19 protein-coding genes and 1 tRNA gene are annotated in these 16,772 nt (G+C 51.0%); 14 read left to right on the top strand and 6 right to left on the bottom strand.

Features of this window, described 5'->3' with window-relative positions; all coding sequences use genetic code 11:
- The first annotated feature begins 112 nt into the window (after nucleotides 1–112).
- From N7268_RS17835 to N7268_RS17860, 6 genes are all read left to right on the top strand, one after another.
- Complete coding sequence (locus N7268_RS17835) at nucleotides 113–1,741, top strand: ABC transporter substrate-binding protein (RefSeq protein WP_260863915.1); 1,629 nt, start codon at nucleotides 113–115, stop codon at nucleotides 1,739–1,741.
- A gap of 143 nt (nucleotides 1,742–1,884) precedes the next feature.
- Nucleotides 1,885–1,972 (top strand) — tRNA-Ser (locus tag N7268_RS17840).
- A gap of 82 nt (nucleotides 1,973–2,054) precedes the next feature.
- Entirely contained in the window at nucleotides 2,055–2,411 is a 357-nt protein-coding gene (locus N7268_RS17845) for a YcgJ family protein (RefSeq protein ID WP_260863916.1), read from the top strand.
- Between the two features lie 190 nt (nucleotides 2,412–2,601).
- A complete protein-coding gene (gene deoD / locus N7268_RS17850; RefSeq protein WP_260863917.1) occupies nucleotides 2,602–3,309 on the top strand; it encodes a purine-nucleoside phosphorylase in 708 nt (235 codons plus the stop codon).
- Nucleotides 3,310–3,347: 38 nt separating this feature from the next.
- Nucleotides 3,348–4,502: an MFS transporter TsgA gene (gene tsgA / locus N7268_RS17855; RefSeq protein WP_260863918.1), complete on the top strand. Its 1,155-nt coding sequence runs from the start codon at nucleotides 3,348–3,350 to the stop codon at nucleotides 4,500–4,502.
- 92 nt (nucleotides 4,503–4,594) lie between these two features.
- Complete coding sequence (locus N7268_RS17860) at nucleotides 4,595–5,431, top strand: outer membrane protein OmpK (RefSeq protein ID WP_260863919.1); 837 nt, start codon at nucleotides 4,595–4,597, stop codon at nucleotides 5,429–5,431.
- Between the two features lie 43 nt (nucleotides 5,432–5,474).
- Here the strand turns inward: N7268_RS17860 and N7268_RS17865 are convergent, their stop codons facing one another.
- The 4 genes from N7268_RS17865 to dsbA all read right to left on the bottom strand — a co-directional run bounded on the left by N7268_RS17865 (nucleotide 5,475) and on the right by dsbA (nucleotide 8,349).
- The gene (locus N7268_RS17865; RefSeq protein ID WP_260863920.1) at nucleotides 5,475–6,161 is read right to left on the bottom strand and encodes a Crp/Fnr family transcriptional regulator; all 687 of its coding nucleotides are present in this window, start codon (nucleotides 6,159–6,161) and stop codon (nucleotides 5,475–5,477) included.
- Nucleotides 6,162–6,301: 140 nt separating this feature from the next.
- Nucleotides 6,302–6,607 carry a chaperone modulator CbpM gene (gene cbpM / locus N7268_RS17870; protein ID WP_260863921.1) on the bottom strand — a complete coding sequence of 102 codons (306 nt, stop codon included), beginning with the start codon at nucleotides 6,605–6,607 and terminating at the stop codon, nucleotides 6,302–6,304.
- A complete protein-coding gene (gene cbpA / locus N7268_RS17875) occupies nucleotides 6,607–7,527 on the bottom strand; it encodes a curved DNA-binding protein (RefSeq protein ID WP_260863922.1) in 921 nt (306 codons plus the stop codon). Before cbpA ends, cbpM begins: the two co-directional genes overlap by 1 nt.
- Before the next feature lie 198 nt (nucleotides 7,528–7,725).
- Nucleotides 7,726–8,349 carry a thiol:disulfide interchange protein DsbA gene (dsbA, locus tag N7268_RS17880; RefSeq protein ID WP_260864695.1) on the bottom strand — a complete coding sequence of 208 codons (624 nt, stop codon included), beginning with the start codon at nucleotides 8,347–8,349 and terminating at the stop codon, nucleotides 7,726–7,728.
- 416 nt (nucleotides 8,350–8,765) lie between these two features.
- Here dsbA and N7268_RS17885 point away from each other — a divergent pair, with 416 nt between their 5' ends.
- From N7268_RS17885 to agp, 7 genes are all read left to right on the top strand, one after another.
- Entirely contained in the window at nucleotides 8,766–9,128 is a 363-nt protein-coding gene (locus N7268_RS17885; RefSeq protein ID WP_260863923.1) for a copper resistance protein, read from the top strand.
- Between the two features lie 48 nt (nucleotides 9,129–9,176).
- Nucleotides 9,177–11,057 (top strand): protein-disulfide reductase DsbD family protein, encoded by a 1,881-nt coding sequence (locus N7268_RS17890; RefSeq protein WP_260863924.1) that lies wholly within the window; start codon nucleotides 9,177–9,179, stop codon nucleotides 11,055–11,057.
- Nucleotides 11,054–11,677 (top strand): DsbA family protein, encoded by a 624-nt coding sequence (locus tag N7268_RS17895; RefSeq protein WP_260863925.1) that lies wholly within the window; start codon nucleotides 11,054–11,056, stop codon nucleotides 11,675–11,677. Before N7268_RS17890 ends, N7268_RS17895 begins: the two co-directional genes overlap by 4 nt.
- Entirely contained in the window at nucleotides 11,667–12,173 is a 507-nt protein-coding gene (locus N7268_RS17900) for a protein disulfide oxidoreductase (protein WP_260863926.1), read from the top strand. Before N7268_RS17895 ends, N7268_RS17900 begins: the two co-directional genes overlap by 11 nt.
- 136 nt (nucleotides 12,174–12,309) lie before the next feature.
- A complete protein-coding gene (locus N7268_RS17905; RefSeq protein ID WP_260863927.1) occupies nucleotides 12,310–13,065 on the top strand; it encodes a sulfite exporter TauE/SafE family protein in 756 nt (251 codons plus the stop codon).
- Between the two features lie 69 nt (nucleotides 13,066–13,134).
- A complete protein-coding gene (locus N7268_RS17910; protein WP_260863928.1) occupies nucleotides 13,135–13,842 on the top strand; it encodes an ArsR/SmtB family transcription factor in 708 nt (235 codons plus the stop codon).
- Between the two features lie 87 nt (nucleotides 13,843–13,929).
- Nucleotides 13,930–15,171 carry a bifunctional glucose-1-phosphatase/inositol phosphatase gene (agp, locus tag N7268_RS17915; protein ID WP_260863929.1) on the top strand — a complete coding sequence of 414 codons (1,242 nt, stop codon included), beginning with the start codon at nucleotides 13,930–13,932 and terminating at the stop codon, nucleotides 15,169–15,171.
- A gap of 39 nt (nucleotides 15,172–15,210) precedes the next feature.
- Here agp and N7268_RS17920 read toward each other — a convergent pair whose 3' ends face one another.
- Entirely contained in the window at nucleotides 15,211–15,438 is a 228-nt protein-coding gene (locus N7268_RS17920) for a YccJ family protein (protein WP_198903656.1), read from the bottom strand.
- Nucleotides 15,439–15,458: 20 nt separating this feature from the next.
- Nucleotides 15,459–16,055 (bottom strand): NAD(P)H:quinone oxidoreductase, encoded by a 597-nt coding sequence (gene wrbA, locus N7268_RS17925; protein WP_198903657.1) that lies wholly within the window; start codon nucleotides 16,053–16,055, stop codon nucleotides 15,459–15,461.
- Between the two features lie 385 nt (nucleotides 16,056–16,440).
- Between wrbA and N7268_RS17930 the strand changes: the two genes are divergently transcribed.
- Nucleotides 16,441–16,614 carry a general stress protein gene (locus tag N7268_RS17930; RefSeq protein ID WP_003036022.1) on the top strand — a complete coding sequence of 58 codons (174 nt, stop codon included), beginning with the start codon at nucleotides 16,441–16,443 and terminating at the stop codon, nucleotides 16,612–16,614.
- Nucleotides 16,615–16,772: the final 158 nt, after the last annotated feature.

Raw genomic sequence — 16,772 nt, forward strand, 5'->3', positions numbered from 1 at the left:
GAAAATGTCAGATCGACATCTTATAGGTAACTGAAAAATATTGCGTTATCCCCAGCATCCCTTTATGAGTGACTGCGGTGTCATCATAAAACAGAACAACAAGGTGAAGGGAATGACTCAACATAAACCGAAGGTATTAACGTATACGCTGCTGGCTGCCTGTTTGATGTCTGTAAATGGCGCTGCATGGGCAGCCAATGTTCCCGCAGGAACAGAACTGGCAGAGAAACAGGAGCTGGTCAGAAATAACGGAAGCGAGCCTGCATCGCTGGACCCACATAAAGTCGAAAGCAACGTTGAGTTTAATTTAATCAGCGATATGTTCGATGGGCTGGTTGCCGTCAATCTGGCAGGGGAGATTGAGCCACGTCTGGCCGCATCCTGGGAGAATAAAGATAACACCGTCTGGACCTTTCATTTACGTCCGGGCGTAACCTGGTCAGATGGTTCTGCGATCACGGCTCAGGATGTTGTCTGGAGCTGGCAGCGCCTTGTCTCACCGCAAACCGCATCACCGTATGCCTCCTACCTGGGTAATATGCACGTCGCGAATGCGGCTGAGATTGCACAGGGGAAAAAAGAACCGACAACCCTGGGGGTGAAAGCCCTGAATGACACGACGCTGGAGATTACCCTGACGCAGCCAACGGCGGCGTTTCTGGCGATGCTGGCCCATCCGTCACTGGTACCGCTGGATAAAGTGCTGATTAGCCGCTTTGGCGATAAGTGGACAAAGCCCGAACATTTTGTCAGCAGTGGCGCGTATAAGCTGTCGCAATGGGTGGTGAACGAGCGGATCGTTGCCGTGCGTAATACGCATTACTGGAATGATAAACACACCGTAATCAATCAAGTCACTTATCTGCCCATCAGTTCAGAAGCGGCTGATGTTAACCGTTATAAAGCCGGGGAAATCGACATTGTCTTTAGCGTGCCGGTGAATCAGTTCACGCAGTTGAAAAAGACGATGGGCGATGAACTCCATGTCTCTCCACTGCTTTCAACTTATTACTATCAGTTCAATACGACCCGTGCGCCGTTTAATGATCCCCGTGTGCGTCGGGCGCTGAATATGGCGCTGGATAAAGAGATCATTGCGCAAAAGGTGATGGGGCAGGGACAACGCGAAGCGTGGGTTATCAGCCAGCCTGAAATCGGTGGGGTGAAATTGCATGCGCCAGAGTACGCGTCCTGGCCGCGCGATAAACGCATTGCGGAGGCAAAAAAACTGCTGGCAGAAGCAGGGTTTGGACCGGAACATCCTCTCTCAGTAAACCTGCTCTATAACACCTTCGAAACGCATCAACGTATTGCGATTGCCGCATCGTCGATGTGGAAGAAAAATCTTGGCGTCGAGGTGAAGTTGCAGAACCAGGAATGGAAAACCATGCTGGACACCATGCACACCGGCAATTTCGATATGGTGCGCTATGCGTGGATTGCCGATTATGACGATGCTTCAAGCTTCCTCAATATCTTCCGTACCGGGGACAGTGAGAACACCACAAAGTACAGCAATCCTGCCTACGACAATGCGATGCGCAATGCGGCAAAAGCAAATACGGTGGAAGAGCGCGGTAAATACTACCAGCAGGCCGAAGATCTTTTAGGTGAGGATGTACCGGCCATTCCGGTTTACCACTATGTGCACACGCATCTGGTAAAACCGTGGGTGGGTGGATTTGCCCCTAATAGTTTGGGAAATTACTACACCAAAGATATGTATATCAAAAAGCATTAAGCGGTTGCAGGCTGCAATTGTGCTGAATAAACGGTCAATCTGTTGTTATTTCAGTCAATTAACAACATTTTGGCTGTTTTTCAGGCAAACGAACGTTTTGGTGCTTTACAGGTCCGTTCGGGATGTTTATAGTGCGCCTCATTGGAAGCGTGGCCGAGCGGTTGAAGGCACCGGTCTTGAAAACCGGCGACCCGAAAGGGTTCTAGAGTTCGAATCTCTACGCTTCCGCCAAACAATAAAAAGGGGTTACCGAAAGGTAACCCCTTTTTGCTTTATACCGTTGGCGTAATCCAGCTGTTATAAGGAGAGTACGATGATAAAAGTAGGTATCTTGTTGGCAGCGAGCGTTCTGTCGCTCTCAGCGAACGCGGCAATGACGGAGCCTCACAGCCCGGCTCCTGGCGTGTTATGTGATAAAACTGTCTGTGCAAACGAGCACGGTATCTCAGTGGCGCTGACCACGAAGTACATCGGGAAGAAGCAGGGAGATAAACTGGCTGCGCTCGGAGACTTTGACACAACGGCCTTTACATTCCGTGGTGGACTGTTTTGTGACACCACTGAGCGCTTGTGTCGGGAAGACCGATATTTCGGACCTGATGGTAAGCACAGTGGGAAAGTCAACCCGCATTACACCGCGCTACTGTTTGGTCAGGCCGAAAAGCCCTGATTTTCTTCGCTATTGTCACCCCGGGTCTACCTGACGGGGTGACACTGATTTCTCTGCTGTACACCTCCCGCAACAATAACTCTCAAAAATGAGAGGCCGATCCTCCCAGCAGGACTTTTGTCCTCAATCCTCTTCATTCGTCTGGTTACAATCCCTGCATCTTTTCAATATCACTGATTCAGGAATTGTTATGACTGCACATATTAATGCTAACCCCGGGGATTTTGCGCCCACGGTTATTATGCCGGGTGACCCTTTACGCGCTAAGTTTATTGCCGAAAATTATTTGATGGATTATCGGGAAGTCACCAATGTACGGAATATGTTGGGATATACCGGATTCTATTTTGGACAACCTGTTTCTGTTATGGGGCACGGGATGGGCATTCCATCCATGACGCTGTATGCACACGAATTGGTACATGATTTTGGTGTGCGAAGAATTATTCGGGTTGGTAGCCTGGGCGCAACACAACATCATATTAAAATGCGCGATATTATTTTGGCCGTCGCTGCCGGAACGGACTCTGTGACGAATCTGAAGCGAAGTTCTGGTTATGCAATGGCGACATCGGCTCACTTTCCATTATTACAACAGGCATGGGTGCTGGCGCAGAAAGCGGGTATTGATATTAAGGTTGGAAATGTTTTCAGCGGCGATCTCTATTACGATCCCGACGAAAATTTAATTCCGGCGCTGGAGAAGTTTGGTGTTCTGGGTGTTGATATGGAAGTTGCGGGTTTGTATGCCTTAGCGCATCAATTTGGCATTGAAGCACTGGCCATTTTAACCGTATCCGATCATTGCCTGACGGGAGAAGAAACAACGGCGGAGGAACGACAACTCACCTTTAATAATATGATTGAACTGGCATTGAATACAGCCGTTACGGCGTAGCGTAGAATTTAAATCGAACCAATCAGGGATGTCTGTATATGAAGAATAAAATAGCACTTACACTGATTAGTTTTCTGGCAAATTTTATTATGGCAGGGTTTGCCAGTCAGTTTGGAATGCTGATTGAACCGATTGCAGTACGTTACAACGCTGATGTGAACGCAGTGGCCTCTATCTTCTCGTTACTGAATGGAGGTGCATTGGCGGGTACTATCGCCGCGTTTTTCCTGATTGAAAAAATCGGCGTAAAGCGAATGACGTTAATTATCTATTCGATCGTTTTCCTCTGTGCTCTGGCGATGCATGTCAGTCACGGCTTATGGCCGGTGATGGTTGCGATGACGTTAGTCGGGTTTTGCGGCGGGATTGGTCTGTGCGTGGCGGGAACGATCGTGGTTTCGGTCTGGCAGGATCGTATTCAGAGTACGATGCTGGTGGTTCAGGACGCTACGTTCAACGTCGCCGGGGTCGTTTTCCCGCTGATCACGACTTTCGCGCTGACGCACAACATGTCGTGGAGTTATAGCTACCTGAGTGTCGGTATGGTGGCTCTAATCACGCTGGGAATAGTGGCATTGACCCGCTTTACCGTCTGTGAAGCGTCACCCGCGTCGGATCAGTCAGAAGCGGTGAGATCGGAATGGAATCCAGGGATTATCAGCGGTGGCGTTGGCCTGTTTTTAGGTATGCTCGCGTTGTATACCTTCCTGACCTGGGCACCTTTATTTGTTAAGAACAAATTTGGTATTCCCTTTGAAGAGGCCGGTAATATTATCACCCAGTACTGGGGGGCGGCACTGGTGGGTGCGTTAGTCTCAACGGTTATTGTCGCCAGGGTAAAAATACATTATTTCCTGTTGAGTATTATTCTGCTGGCGTGTGTTATCACCACCATTATTGTCACCAAAGAGAATATTTCTGGTCTCGACTATCTGGCATACAGTTACGGATTTGTTTGCGCAGCGCTGTATAACTCATTTATTGCATACGGGGTTTCTTTCGTTAAGCGTGCGAGTAGCCAGAACGTTTCATATATTTTAATTAGCGGCAGTGCGGGTGCGATGTTTAGCCCGGCAATCAGTGCGCTAATGGAAAAGACAATGGGATTGCAGAAAATTATGTATGCAATACCGGTATTATATCTGGTTATCTTTATCATGCTATTGGGCACGCTGAAGCTGAAACGCAATTAATTCAGATAAACGCTTACCTCTTTTAATTATAAATCCCATCGTCACGTCATTATTGATGGGGCGGTGTGCACCCTTGCTCAAAGGAATGGAACATGTTGAAGAAAAATATATCAATGATTAAAAAACTGATTCTGGGTACTGTTATTGGTTTGGGCAGCGCGTATGCCACGGCGGCTGATTATGTTGATGGCAATATTCGGAAAAATAATTTTAACTGGATGCAGATGAATTTAATGCAAAGTGTTGATGCGAAACTGCCTTATGGTATTCGTAATGACACTTATCTTGAACTGGAATTTGGTGCCCGTTCTGGCATTGTCGATCTGTATGGTTATGTCGATTTTTTTGACGTATTTGACAGTAAGCAGGACGATCGTCATGGTGGTGATAACTTTTTTGCCAAAATATCGCCAAGGTTTTCACTGGATGCCATCTTTAATAAAGATCTCTCCGTTGGACCGTTTAATGAGTTTTACATCGCCACGGTGAATAACATGGGTGATCGGGAGTTATTTGAACACTATGTTGGTCTGGGAACCGATGTGAAGGTGCCGTGGTTTGGTATGGTTGGAATGAACCTCTATGCCCACTACGTGCGCGAAAACTATGGCGCAGATAACGAAGGTAAATGGGATGGCTATATGTTTTCGACGAACTGGTCAACGCCCTTTTATCACTTCGCCAATGGCAGTTATTTAAACTATCAGGGGTATTTTGATTACCAGTTTGCCGCCAACAAAATCGCCGATCAGGCGCTATACAGCAATAACGCCATTGAATGGTACAACGGAATTTACTGGCATTCAGAGCACTATGCAGTGGGTTACGGACTGAAGTATTTCCGCAATATGGCCTTGATGGAAAACCACGGTGGGGCAGGGCGCACAACGGGTCTTGGCCACTATTTTAGTCTGACGTATAAGTTTTAATCACTTCAGACGACACACCAGCGGGGCTCTTCGTGCTGGTGTGTCAGTCAATAATGTCATTTCCGAGGAATTTGCGTAGCCCATCCAGATCTTTAATTTCCAGCCCTTGCTTTGTACGTGTTACCAGCCCTGCATCGGTGAGCGCTTTAACCGCCCGCCGGTAGACCCGATCGGTGGTGCCGAACCGCTCCGCTTCCTGATACTTTTTACTGAAACCGTCCATGGGTTGCTTGTTCTGATGTTGGCGATACAGATCGTATGCGACATTATGCACAATCGGATAAAGCATACGGTGCAGGAATATTTCCAGCATATCCTGATAATCTACCGCCATCGCACTGGCAAAGAATATGGCCAGTCTGGGGTGCTGATTCAGCGCCTCTTCCAGTCGCTCGCAACTGCATATCGCAACAGTGAGGGGTTCTTCGGCCACGATATCAAGCTGGCAGCGATAGCCTGTAAAAAACTCCATTTCACCAAACAGTTGTTCATCGCACTCCATCGCGCCCAGTTGAAAACGGCGACCATTCTCCGCACTGTAACGCAGAGAAATCCTTCCGGACTGCACCATGATTAAACGGTCAACAACCTGTCCCTGATGGTAGAGATACTCATCTTCCTGGATGAGCTGCGTTTCTGAGAGCAGCTCGCGGAATGTCTTCTCGATAAACGCATCGTCCTGCTGCCAGATATTATGAAAGCGGCCTTTGGTCAGTGGCTTTAGCTGCATGGTTTAACGTCTTATGATTTAAGATAATTCTTATCTCAGAATGTATGCGATCTGTCGGTGAATGTCATTAAGGCGGGTCGCCCTGATACCCGAAAAAGGGGGAGCGTGATGCCACCCCTTTATGTGGGAAGATAACGACGTTACGGATGAGCGATAAAGCGAGACAGGCGCTGTCGCAGCAGGCGATTTTCATGACGCAATTGCGCGTTCTCTTCAAGCAACGTCAGCGCAACGGCTATTCCTGGCCAATCCAGTTCCAGTTCCTGACGCAGGCGTAACGCGCGCTTCACGACGTTTAAGGCGCGATCGTCAAACTGCCAGTGGGCGGCGTCGTCTTCGCGGGGTTCTATTACCCCCAAACCGACAATCTCGTTAAGCTCTTCTTCCGATACGCCGGTATGCAGACAAAACTCGGTAATGGTAAAGGTGACGGTAACGTTAGCCATTATGCTTTCCCCCACTCTTTGCGCGGATCAAAGGACTTCTGCGCATCCGCCAGTTGTTGCCACAATGCAGTGCTGTTGTCGTCAGGTTTCGGCGGCATGACGATTTTGATCACCGCATACAGATCGCCGGTCTGTTTTTTACTGACCAGACCCTTGCCCTTAATACGTAATCGCTGTCCGGCCTGGCTGCCCGGGGGGATCGTCAACAGGATGCTCTCTTTGAGGGTGGGGACAGTCACTTTTGCGCCCAGTGCGGCTTCCCATGGTGCAAGGGGAACAACAATTTCCAGATCCTGATTGACGATATCAAACAACGGATGTGGCGCGATATGAATGACCAACCACAAATCTCCGTTAGGGCCGCCATTTTCACCCGGCGTACCCTGGCCTTTTACGCGAATGCGCTGACCGTTACCTACACCGGCCGGAATTTTCACGTTCAATGTTTTGGGTGTTTCCCGCTCGACCATGCCAAACACGTTGTAGACCGGCAGGTTATAACTGATTGTACGGGTGTGCTCAGTGAGCGTTTCTTCGAGGAAAACGGCGACTTCAATTTCAATATCATGTCCGCGACTGGCATGGCGCTGTCGCGACTGATGCGCATGCTGACCGAAAATAGAGGAGAAAATATCGTCAAAATCTTCGGTATTGTAGCTCTGGTTTTCACCTTGCTGGAATTGACGGTTGAACTGCGGATCATTGCGGTGTTGCCACAACTGATCGTATTCAGCCCGGCGCTGCTCATCGCTGAGGACTTCCCATGCTTCAGCAACTTCTTTAAAACGGGCTTCAGCGTCAGACTCTTTGCTGACATCGGGATGGTATTTGCGGGCAAGCCGACGATAGGCGGTCTTGATTGTCTTGAGATCGTCTGTCGGTTTTACGCCCATGATGGCGTAATAATCCTTTAATTCCATAGCGTTCTCTCATGTAAATCAACACATTAAGAAGGAGACCCCTCAATAAAGGCATCACCGTTAAGTTTAGGGTAATCCTGATGAGGGCGAATGCCAACTCTGATGCGTAAAGAGAGGCGGCCGGAGAAGAGCGAAAGTCAGCGGGAGCCCCCAACAGGAACAGAACATGTTGGGGGCGATATACGTATCGACTGGAAATCAGGGTTTGGAAATAAGGAACTGCACGGTCTCAGCGTAGTTCTGTACAAAAGCGTTAACGCTGTCGGAATTTAGCCCTTTAGGGTTAATCATATATTTACCCTTGATGAAAATTGCAGGGACGCCTTGTAAATCTACCGCTTTGGCCAGGTCTTGTTGTTTGGCTGTCAGTGATTTCACCGCAAAACTATTCCATGCGGCATCATAATCACTCGCGCTGACACCGGCGCGGATAAACAGGTCACGAATATCCCCGGTGGTTTTAATAGTCTGTTGTTTCTGAACTGCATCAAACAGTAAAGGCTTCACTTTATTCTCAACGTTCAACAGTAAGGCGACTGACCAGGCATGAGTCAGGTCTTGTCCCAGTGGACCGAGAAAATCAACGTGATATTCAGTGAGTTTGACGTCAGCAGGTAAGACTTTTTCCACGTTATCAGTCACTTTGAAGACTTCGTCATACTGATAACAAGAAGGGCAGTAAAATGAGAAAAATTTCACCGCGGCAGGGGCTGACGGTACTGGTTTTTCAAGGGAGATATATTCTTTACCCTCGGTAAAAGTGGCTGCCTGGGCACTCACGGTAAAAAGTAATCCAATCAGGGGGAGTAAATATTTTTTCATTTCCATATACTCTAAATAACATATTATAAACAAAGTGTTTTTATAATGGATAAAACATCCAATATGTTTCCCTATAATACGATTTTCAGCTAAAAATGCTTCGCTCCTTACTTTCATTTACGCATAGCAACGCATAACGCCATTTTTACCGGGATTGGAACGCCTGGTATTAAATTTCCTCGGGAACGTTTCGAAAATAATGAGTGATAACGTCTGTTATATTTTCAAGGGGATCTTATTAGCCAGGCTATTTATTATCAGGTAAGAGTGATTTCGATAATATATGTGCATTTTTTGCCGCTACACTCAGGTAAAAATGACCGCTGACCTTGCCGGACCGACATAACTTTACAGCGCAAAGGTTGCCAAAACCCCGTCAGCGGCTAAGATAACTCGCGTCAATCAGTGAGGGTACAATGGCGAAACGTCAACGGATGGGATGGTGGTTCCTCTGCCTGGCATGTGTTGTGGTGATGGTTTGCACCGCACAGCGCATGGCGGGTCTGCATGCGTTGCAGATGAACACCGTTGCCACGGCTGTCGTTGCGAGCGTGCAAACGGAGACTGATGAATCCTCGCCCGTCACTCCCTGTGAACTGAGTGCGAAGTCATTACTGGCTTCACCTCCCGTGCTGTTTGAAGGTGCCATTCTGGTGCTGTGCCTGCTTTTGTCGCTGTTAGCGCCTGTGCAGGCATTTCGTCTGCCTTTCTTCCCCCCACGCGCTATCTCGCCGCCCACGCTTAGGGTTCATCTCAGGTTTTGCGTCTTCCGTGAATGACAGACCAGCCGTTGCTGACTGTTAGATAATTATTCACGGAGAAAAAATATGATGACTGTGCTCAGGCAGGCGCTGTTCTGTCTGTTATTGCTATGGCTGCCCGTCTCCTGGGCGGCTGATATCGGCTGGCTACGTTCACCCGATAACGACCACGCCAGCGTTCGCTTACGCGCCGATACCTCTGCTGACGGTGAAACCCGGCTACTGCTGGATGTGAAACTGGAAGATGGCTGGAAAACCTACTGGCGCTCGCCGGGTGAGGGGGGTGTGGCGCCTTCAATCGCCTGGAAAGGTGAAAAGCCCACCGTGGACTGGTTCTGGCCAACGCCAGCGCGCTTTGACGTCGCGAATATCACCACCCAGGGGTATCACGATAAGGTGACATTCCCGATGGTTGTTCGCGATACACCGCCAGACGTGTTTACCGGCGTACTGACGCTCTCGACCTGCAGCAATGTCTGTCTGCTGACGGACTATCCATTTTCCGTGACGCCTACCGTTCAGGAACCGACGTTTGCGCATGACTATGCTCAGGCGATGGGGCAAATCCCCCTTGCCACTGGGCTGACGGAGTCGCTCAGTGTCGGCGCGCGCGCCGGAGAACTGGTTGTCGATGCATATCGTGCGGGAGGCTGGTCTGCGCCTGAACTGTATCTGGATACGGTTGATGAGGCGGATTTCGGTAAGCCACACATCCGTGTGGTCGGAGAAAAACTACAGGCGACGATCCCCGTTCACGACAGTTGGGGAGAAGGGGCACCTGACTTACGCGGTCAGTCGCTGACGCTGGTCCTGGTTGATAACGGGGTTGCGCAAGAAAGCCGGTTGATGATTGGTGAGGCTCCGGCACCGGAAAGCGCTGCGTTTCCATTATGGCAGGTTGTTTTAATGGCGCTGCTGGGCGGGCTTATCCTGAATCTGATGCCCTGTGTGCTCCCGGTGTTAGGCATGAAACTCGGCTCGATTTTACTCGTCGAGGAGAAAAATCGTCATCAGATCCGCCGCCAGTTTCTGGCATCGGTAGCCGGCATTCTGGTTTCTTTTATGGCGATGGCGTTACTGATGACGGTATTGCGTATGACCCATCAGGCGCTCGGTTGGGGGATTCAGTTCCAGAGTCCGTGGTTTATCGGCGTGATGACACTGGTGATGCTGATTTTTAGCGCCAGCCTGTTTGGGATGTTTGAATTCCGTCTTCCGTCATCGATGACGACCACGCTGGCGACTCACGGTGGTCATGGGCTGGCCGGGCATTTCTGGCAAGGCGCATTTGCGACGCTGCTTGCGACACCGTGCAGCGCGCCTTTTCTGGGGACGGCAGTCGCGGTGGCGCTGACGGCTTCACTGCCAACGCTTTGGGGGCTTTTTCTCGCGCTTGGACTGGGGATGAGCGTGCCCTGGCTGCTGGTGGCACTGCGCCCGGGTCTGGCTCTGCGTCTGCCACGCCCGGGACGTTGGATGAATACCCTACGGTATCTTCTCGGCGTGATGATGCTCGGTTCGGCTATCTGGCTGGCGACCTTGCTGCTACCGCATTTGGGGTTCTCCACGAACAGCGCCATCAAAGAGAGCGTGAACTGGCAACCGCTGAGTGAGCAGGCCATCGACAATGCCCTGGCTCAAAACAAGCGCGTCTTCATCGATGTGACCGCCGACTGGTGTATCACCTGTAAAGTAAATAAATACAACGTATTGCAAAAAGATGATGTGCAGGCCGCTCTGCAACAGCCCGATGTCGTGGCGCTGCGGGGGGACTGGACGCTGCCCTCGGCTGACATTAGCGAATTTTTGAAAAAACGCGGCCAGGTTGCTGTGCCGTTTAATCAAATTTATGGCCCCGGTTTGCCGGAAGGTCAGGCGTTACCAACGCTGCTAACCCGCGATGCGGTGTTACAAACGCTGGTGGATGCCCAAGGAGCGAAACCATGAAAATCCTGATCGTTCTGTTGTTAACCCTGTTTTCAGCCGTAAGTACGGCAAAAGCGCCTGCGCCGTTTACCCCGGAGCAGGAAAAGCAAATTGAAGCGCTCATTCAGGAAGCCTTGTTTAATGATCCCAATAGCCCCCGCATTGGCGCGAAGAATGCGAAACTGACGCTGATTAATTTTACCGACTACAACTGTCCGTACTGTAAGCAACTCGACCCTATGCTGGAAAAAATTGTGCAAAAGTACCCGGATGTCGCGGTGGTCATTAAACCGTTACCGTTTAAAGGTGAAACTTCGGTGCTGTCGGCACGAACGGTACTGACGACCTGGCGCCAGCATCCTGAGCAGTTTCTGGCTCTGCATGAAAAGCTGATGCAGAAGAAGGGTTACCATACCGACGTGAGTATCAAACAGGCGCAGGAAAAGGCTGCGGCCAGCCCGGTAACGCTGGATGAGCAAAGCCAGGAAACGCTGAGTACTAACCTGCAACTGGCGCGGCTGGTCGGGGTACAGGGGACCCCCGCGACAATTATTGGCGATGAGCTGATACCGGGGGCGGTCTCCTGGGAAACGCTGGAAGAGGTCGTCAAAGAAAAACTGGCGGTCGCCAATGGTCAGTAAGCTGCGGCGTTGGTTGCGCGAAGGCCTCATCTTACTGGTGCTGCTGGCCGGAGTGATGTTGCTGATGGACGCCTGGCGAGCGCCTCAACTTCCCGCCTCATTTGACAGCACGCCGTTGCAGACGCTGGATGGTGAAACCGTCACACTGGCGGCGCTCAGTCATGAGGAGCCCGTACTGCTCTATTTCTGGGCCAGTTGGTGCGGCGTTTGTCGATTCACGACGCCTGAGGTCGCCAGATTACGCGGCGAGGGCGAAAACGTCATGACGGTTGCACTCCGCTCCGGCAATGAAGCGGAGGTTTCACGCTGGTTATCGCGCAAGGGCGTGGCGTTTCCGGTCATCAATGATGCCGATGGCGCAATCTCCCGCAGTTGGGAAATCAGCGTCACACCGACGATTGTGGTTATCTCAAAAGGAGAGGTGGTTTCCACCACCAGCGGCTGGACCAGCTACTGGGGCATGAAGCTTCGGTTGTGGTGGGCAAAAACGTTCTGAACAGCATGCCGGGGAAACCCGGCATTTTTTATGGTGTGACCAGGAAAAGAAGAAGGCATATTTCGTTGCCCGGCGAAGCAAGTCCGCTCATGAGTCTCCAGAATGGAGCATCTTCTCTTTTTCAGGAAAGTGCAGCATGGCGAGTTCATTAGCGTTTGAACCTTCTCTGGTGATGATGATTGCGGCAACGTTTGTCCTGGCAGGTATGGTGAAAGGTGTCACCGGGATGGGATTGCCGACTGTTGCGATGGGGATACTCGGATCGATTATCTCACCGGTTGCAGCAGCGGCCATGCTGCTGCTCCCCTCCCTGATCAGCAATGTGTTTCAGTTTGGCGGCGGCGGAAATACCCGCACATTACTGAAACGGCTTTGGCCGATGTTGTTGACAGTGGTGATTGCGACCCTGCTTGCCAGCGTCTGGATCACCGGAGGCGATACGACACGCACGCAGTTTGCGCTTGGCGTGGCGCTGGTCGCGTACGCCATCTGGACGCTGGCGGGGAAAAAGATCCCGGTGGATCCGCGGCGTGAAAAACCGCTCTCGCTTATCATTGGCTTTATCACCGGCTTATTGACCGGTGGCACAGGCGTATTTGTTATGCCTGCAGTCCCGTGGATCCAGTCTTTAGGGTTTGAAAAAGATGAGTTGGTGCAGGCGCTCGGGATCTCGTTTACGTTTTCGACGCTGGCGCTCGCGCTTGGGCTGTGGTGGCACAATGCGCTACCCGTCCAGTCGCTAACCGTATCCGCTTTTGCCATCGTTCCTGCATTAATGGGTCAATGGATTGGCACCCATGTGCGGCGACTGATTTCGCCTTTGGTATTTAAACGCTGTTTTCTGCTATGCCTGGTGGGGCTCGGCGCGGAAATGATGCTACGCGCGGCGTGATATGCGCGATGACTTAACGGTTGTTTCATGGCATCGTTATTCCCGATAACCCGTGGCGGAGGGGGAGTGATGACATCACTGATGCTCAATAATGAAGACGATGAACTGGAATCGCGAATGGCGTTAACCGCAGCGGTCATGGCGGATAAATCACGTTCGCGCATGCTGTGTGCCCTGATGGATGGCCGGGCCTGGACTGCGACTGAACTTAGCGCAGTGGCGGATGTGTCAGCCTCTACCGCCAGCGCTCATCTGGCTCGTCTGTGCGAACAGCGTTTCGTGATTGCGCTTGCTCAGGGACGGCATCGTTATTTTCGTCTGGCGGGGACGGATATCGCTGAACTGCTGGAGCGCCTGATGGGCGTAGCATGGGCCGTACCTCCGCCCAGGAAAATCTCCACACCGCCCGGTTTACGACATGCCCGAACCTGCTATGACCATCTTGCCGGAGAAGTTGCGGTGATGTTGTTCGATACGCTGGTATCACGGCAATGGCTAACGGCGGATGGCGAAACGCTAACCGATTCTGGACAAGAAAAGCTGGCGGGAATGGGGATTGTCTTCCCCTCTGGCGTATCCCGACGAAAATTCAGTTGTGGCTGCCTGGACTGGAGTGAGCGACGTTACCATCCCGGTGGGGTGCTCGGGGCAACGCTTTTAACCTGGTTTATCGGCCAACGGTGGATTAAAACGGAGGTCGGGAGCCGTCGGGTCACCTTTACGCCGTTGGGTATTCGCAAACTCCAGACGGAGTTTGGCATTAAAGCGGCACGATAGATCGCCTGTTTTGCGAATGCGTTCCCGGAAAAATGTCATATTTCTGTCACACTCTATGAGAATGAATAACAACAAGAGGTCGTAGGGATGAAAAAATCGTTAATTGCCGCAGCGGTAGCGGGGGCGGTGTTGCTGTCATCCGCCGCACAGGCGCAGACAGCGCCGGATGGCTATCAGCTGCAGCAAGTATTGATGATGAGCCGACATAACTTACGTGCACCTTTAGCCAATAACGGCAGCGTTCTTGAACAATCAACGCCAAAGCAATGGCCGGAATGGGATGTCCCTGGTGGGCAACTCACCACCAAAGGCGGGGTGCTGGAAATTTATATGGGCCATTACATGCGTGAATGGCTGGCAGAGCAGGGGATGGTGAAGTCAGGTGAATGTCCACCGCCTGAAACGGTGTATACCTATGCCAACAGCCTCCAGCGTACGGTCGCCACGGCGCAGTTCTTCGTGACTGGCGCTTTTCCGGGATGCGATATTCCGGTACATCATCAGGAAAAAATGGGCACCATGGATCCAACGTTCAATCCGGTGATCACGGATGATTCGACGGCCTTTAGCCAGCAGGCCGTTCAGGCGATGGAAAAAGAGCGCAGCAAAATGCAGCTCAACGACAGCTATCAGCTGCTTGAGCAAATGACAAATTACAAAGATTCCCCATCCTGCAAAGAAAAACAGCAATGTTCCCTGACCGATGCCAAAGACACGTTTAGCGCGAAGTATCAACAGGAGCCTGGCGTATCGGGACCGCTGAAAGTGGGTAACTCGCTGGTGGATGCGTTCACTCTGCAATATTACGAAGGCTTCCCGATGGATGACGTTGCCTGGGGTGAGATTAAATCCGATCAGCAGTGGAAAGTCTTGTCGAAGCTGAAAAATGGGTATCAGGACAGTCTGTTTACCTCCCCGGAAGTGGCGCAGAACGTTGCCAAACCGCTGGTGAAATATATCGACAATGCCCTGGTGACGGAGCGGGCGAAGGCACCGAAGATCACCGTGCTGGTGGGGCATGACTCGAACATTGCCTCGCTGCTGACGGCGCTGGATTTCAAACCCTACCAGCTACATGACCAGAATGAGCGCACGCCGATTGGCGGGAAGATCGTCTTCCAGCGTTGGCATGACAGCAACACTAACCGTGATCTGATGAAAATTGAGTATGTGTATCAGAGCTCGCAGCAGTTGCGTAATGCCGAGGTTCTGACGCTGAAAGCACCCGCACAGCGTGTGACCCTGGAGCTGAAAGGGTGTCCGATAGACGCGAATGGATTTTGCCCTATTGATCAATTCGATAGCGTGTTGAATCAGGCGGCTAAGTAAAAGAAAACTCCCCCGTGCAGTCGCGGGGGAGTCAGAACGCTAGACGTTTTTACGTTCGATAGTTTGTTCACCCCAATAGAGTGAATCTTTGTCGGTTTTCTCAAAGGCTTTGATAAGCACTTCGTCACTCCCTTCTTCCCAAATTTTCTCTGCCAGTTTCTCGTCATAATGGGCGACTTCAAAAATGGCTTCGGCTATTTCCGGCGATGTATTGCGCAGACTTGCCCATTCGCCGACGCGATGGGCTTTCGCTTCTTGAGTTGGCATTCGAATCCTCCTGTTGAAGATTAGCCGTTGAGTTTTACTGCCAGACCTGCGACATATTCACCCTGATAGCGGGCAATAGACAATTCTTCCTGGCTTGGCTGGCGAGAGCCATCGCCTCCGGCAATCGTGGTTGCGCCGTACGGTGTACCGCCGCGAACCTGTGAGACATCAAACAGTTCTTGTGCTGCATAACCAATAGGAACAATGACCATCCCGTGGTGGGCAAGGGTGGTCCAGGTTGATGTGATGGTTTGTTCCTGGCCGCCGCCGGTTCCCGTCGAGCTGAATACGCTGGCGAGTTTGCCGTACAGGCCGCCAGAAGCCCACAGCCCACCGGTCTGATCCAGGAAGGTCCGCATTTGACCGGACATATTGCCAAAGCGTGTGGGGGTACCGAAAATGATAGCGTCGTAATCAGCCAGTTCCTGTGGGGTTGCGACTGGTGCGTTTTGCGTTTTGCCCCCCGCCTTCGCGAAGATCTCTGGCTGCATCGTTTCTGGCACGCGCTTAATGATAACCTCTGCGCCAGCCACTTTCTGTGCGCCTTCTGCGACTGCATGGGCCATGGTTTCAATGTGTCCGTACATGGAATAATAAAGCACCAGAACTTTTGCCATTTTGCACTACTCCTTGAGTTAACGGTGTCCGTAGCGATTCGCTACCTACCTTTAAAGATATGACGTACTGCCAGGAGTGCAAATTTCACAATCATTTCTTTGATTTATAACAATTTTTATAACAATTGTTTTTGTTGCAAAATGATACATTTTTAATCAGGCAGAATTTAGCAGTCATAAGAAAGGCTTATTGATTTCACGGTGTGATTATTTATGTGATGCTCCCGATCCTGTTGCAGGATATTACAGTGAGCGCGCCGAGAGGCCAGTCTTCACTATGCTTAATCCCACGCAGTGAAAACCAGGGCATCGCCCAAACGCTGCGCGAGGTATCACACCTCAGTACCTATGCAATATGATGTCTAATCAATGACGGAGGTCAGTAATGGCAAACCATCGAGGCGGTTCCGGCAACTTTGCGGAAGACCGTGAAAGAGCATCAGAAGCAGGTCGAAAAGGTGGCCAGCACAGCGGGGGAAACTTCAAGAATGACCCGCAACGCGCTTCAGAAGCAGGCAAAAAAGGGGGCAAAAATAGTCACGGCAATAACAAATCGTAATTGTCGGGCTGTCTGTTAGATCTAACGTGACGGCTGGGCGTACAGCGTCAGACGTTACGTCGCCACCGCCGCCGGGTGACACCGGCGGTTTTTTTTGTCTGCAAGGTTGAACTGTAACAAAACGCAACGCAGACTAATGACATTCAGTTAATCGGGTG

The sequence above is a fragment of the Citrobacter sp. Marseille-Q6884 genome (assembly GCF_945906775.1).
In the GTDB taxonomy this organism is placed as follows: Bacteria; Pseudomonadota; Gammaproteobacteria; order Enterobacterales; family Enterobacteriaceae; genus Citrobacter.

Bases quoted from the DNA above. Each gene is read 5' to 3' on its own strand.
- N7268_RS17895 (WP_260863925.1), top strand. From the start codon at position 11,054: ATGAAAATCCTGATCGTTCTGTTGTTAACCCTGTTTTCAGCCGTAAGT.
- agp (WP_260863929.1), top strand. From the start codon at position 13,930: ATGAAAAAATCGTTAATTGCCGCAGCGGTAGCGGGGGCGGTGTTGCTG.
- N7268_RS17885 (WP_260863923.1), top strand. From the start codon at position 8,766: ATGGCGAAACGTCAACGGATGGGATGGTGGTTCCTCTGCCTGGCATGT.
- N7268_RS17910 (WP_260863928.1), top strand. From the start codon at position 13,135: ATGACATCACTGATGCTCAATAATGAAGACGATGAACTGGAATCGCGA.
- dsbA (WP_260864695.1), bottom strand. From the start codon at position 8,349: ATGAAAAAATATTTACTCCCCCTGATTGGATTACTTTTTACCGTGAGT.
- N7268_RS17835 (WP_260863915.1), top strand. From the start codon at position 113: ATGACTCAACATAAACCGAAGGTATTAACGTATACGCTGCTGGCTGCC.
- N7268_RS17860 (WP_260863919.1), top strand. From the start codon at position 4,595: ATGTTGAAGAAAAATATATCAATGATTAAAAAACTGATTCTGGGTACT.
- cbpM (WP_260863921.1), bottom strand. From the start codon at position 6,607: ATGGCTAACGTTACCGTCACCTTTACCATTACCGAGTTTTGTCTGCAT.
- N7268_RS17890 (WP_260863924.1), top strand. From the start codon at position 9,177: ATGATGACTGTGCTCAGGCAGGCGCTGTTCTGTCTGTTATTGCTATGG.
- tsgA (WP_260863918.1), top strand. From the start codon at position 3,348: ATGAAGAATAAAATAGCACTTACACTGATTAGTTTTCTGGCAAATTTT.
- N7268_RS17920 (WP_198903656.1), bottom strand. From the start codon at position 15,438: ATGCCAACTCAAGAAGCGAAAGCCCATCGCGTCGGCGAATGGGCAAGT.
- cbpA (WP_260863922.1), bottom strand. From the start codon at position 7,527: ATGGAATTAAAGGATTATTACGCCATCATGGGCGTAAAACCGACAGAC.
- N7268_RS17930 (WP_003036022.1), top strand. From the start codon at position 16,441: ATGGCAAACCATCGAGGCGGTTCCGGCAACTTTGCGGAAGACCGTGAA.
- N7268_RS17865 (WP_260863920.1), bottom strand. From the start codon at position 6,161: ATGCAGCTAAAGCCACTGACCAAAGGCCGCTTTCATAATATCTGGCAG.
- deoD (WP_260863917.1), top strand. From the start codon at position 2,602: ATGACTGCACATATTAATGCTAACCCCGGGGATTTTGCGCCCACGGTT.
- N7268_RS17905 (WP_260863927.1), top strand. From the start codon at position 12,310: ATGGCGAGTTCATTAGCGTTTGAACCTTCTCTGGTGATGATGATTGCG.
- N7268_RS17845 (WP_260863916.1), top strand. From the start codon at position 2,055: ATGATAAAAGTAGGTATCTTGTTGGCAGCGAGCGTTCTGTCGCTCTCA.
- N7268_RS17900 (WP_260863926.1), top strand. From the start codon at position 11,667: ATGGTCAGTAAGCTGCGGCGTTGGTTGCGCGAAGGCCTCATCTTACTG.
- wrbA (WP_198903657.1), bottom strand. From the start codon at position 16,055: ATGGCAAAAGTTCTGGTGCTTTATTATTCCATGTACGGACACATTGAA.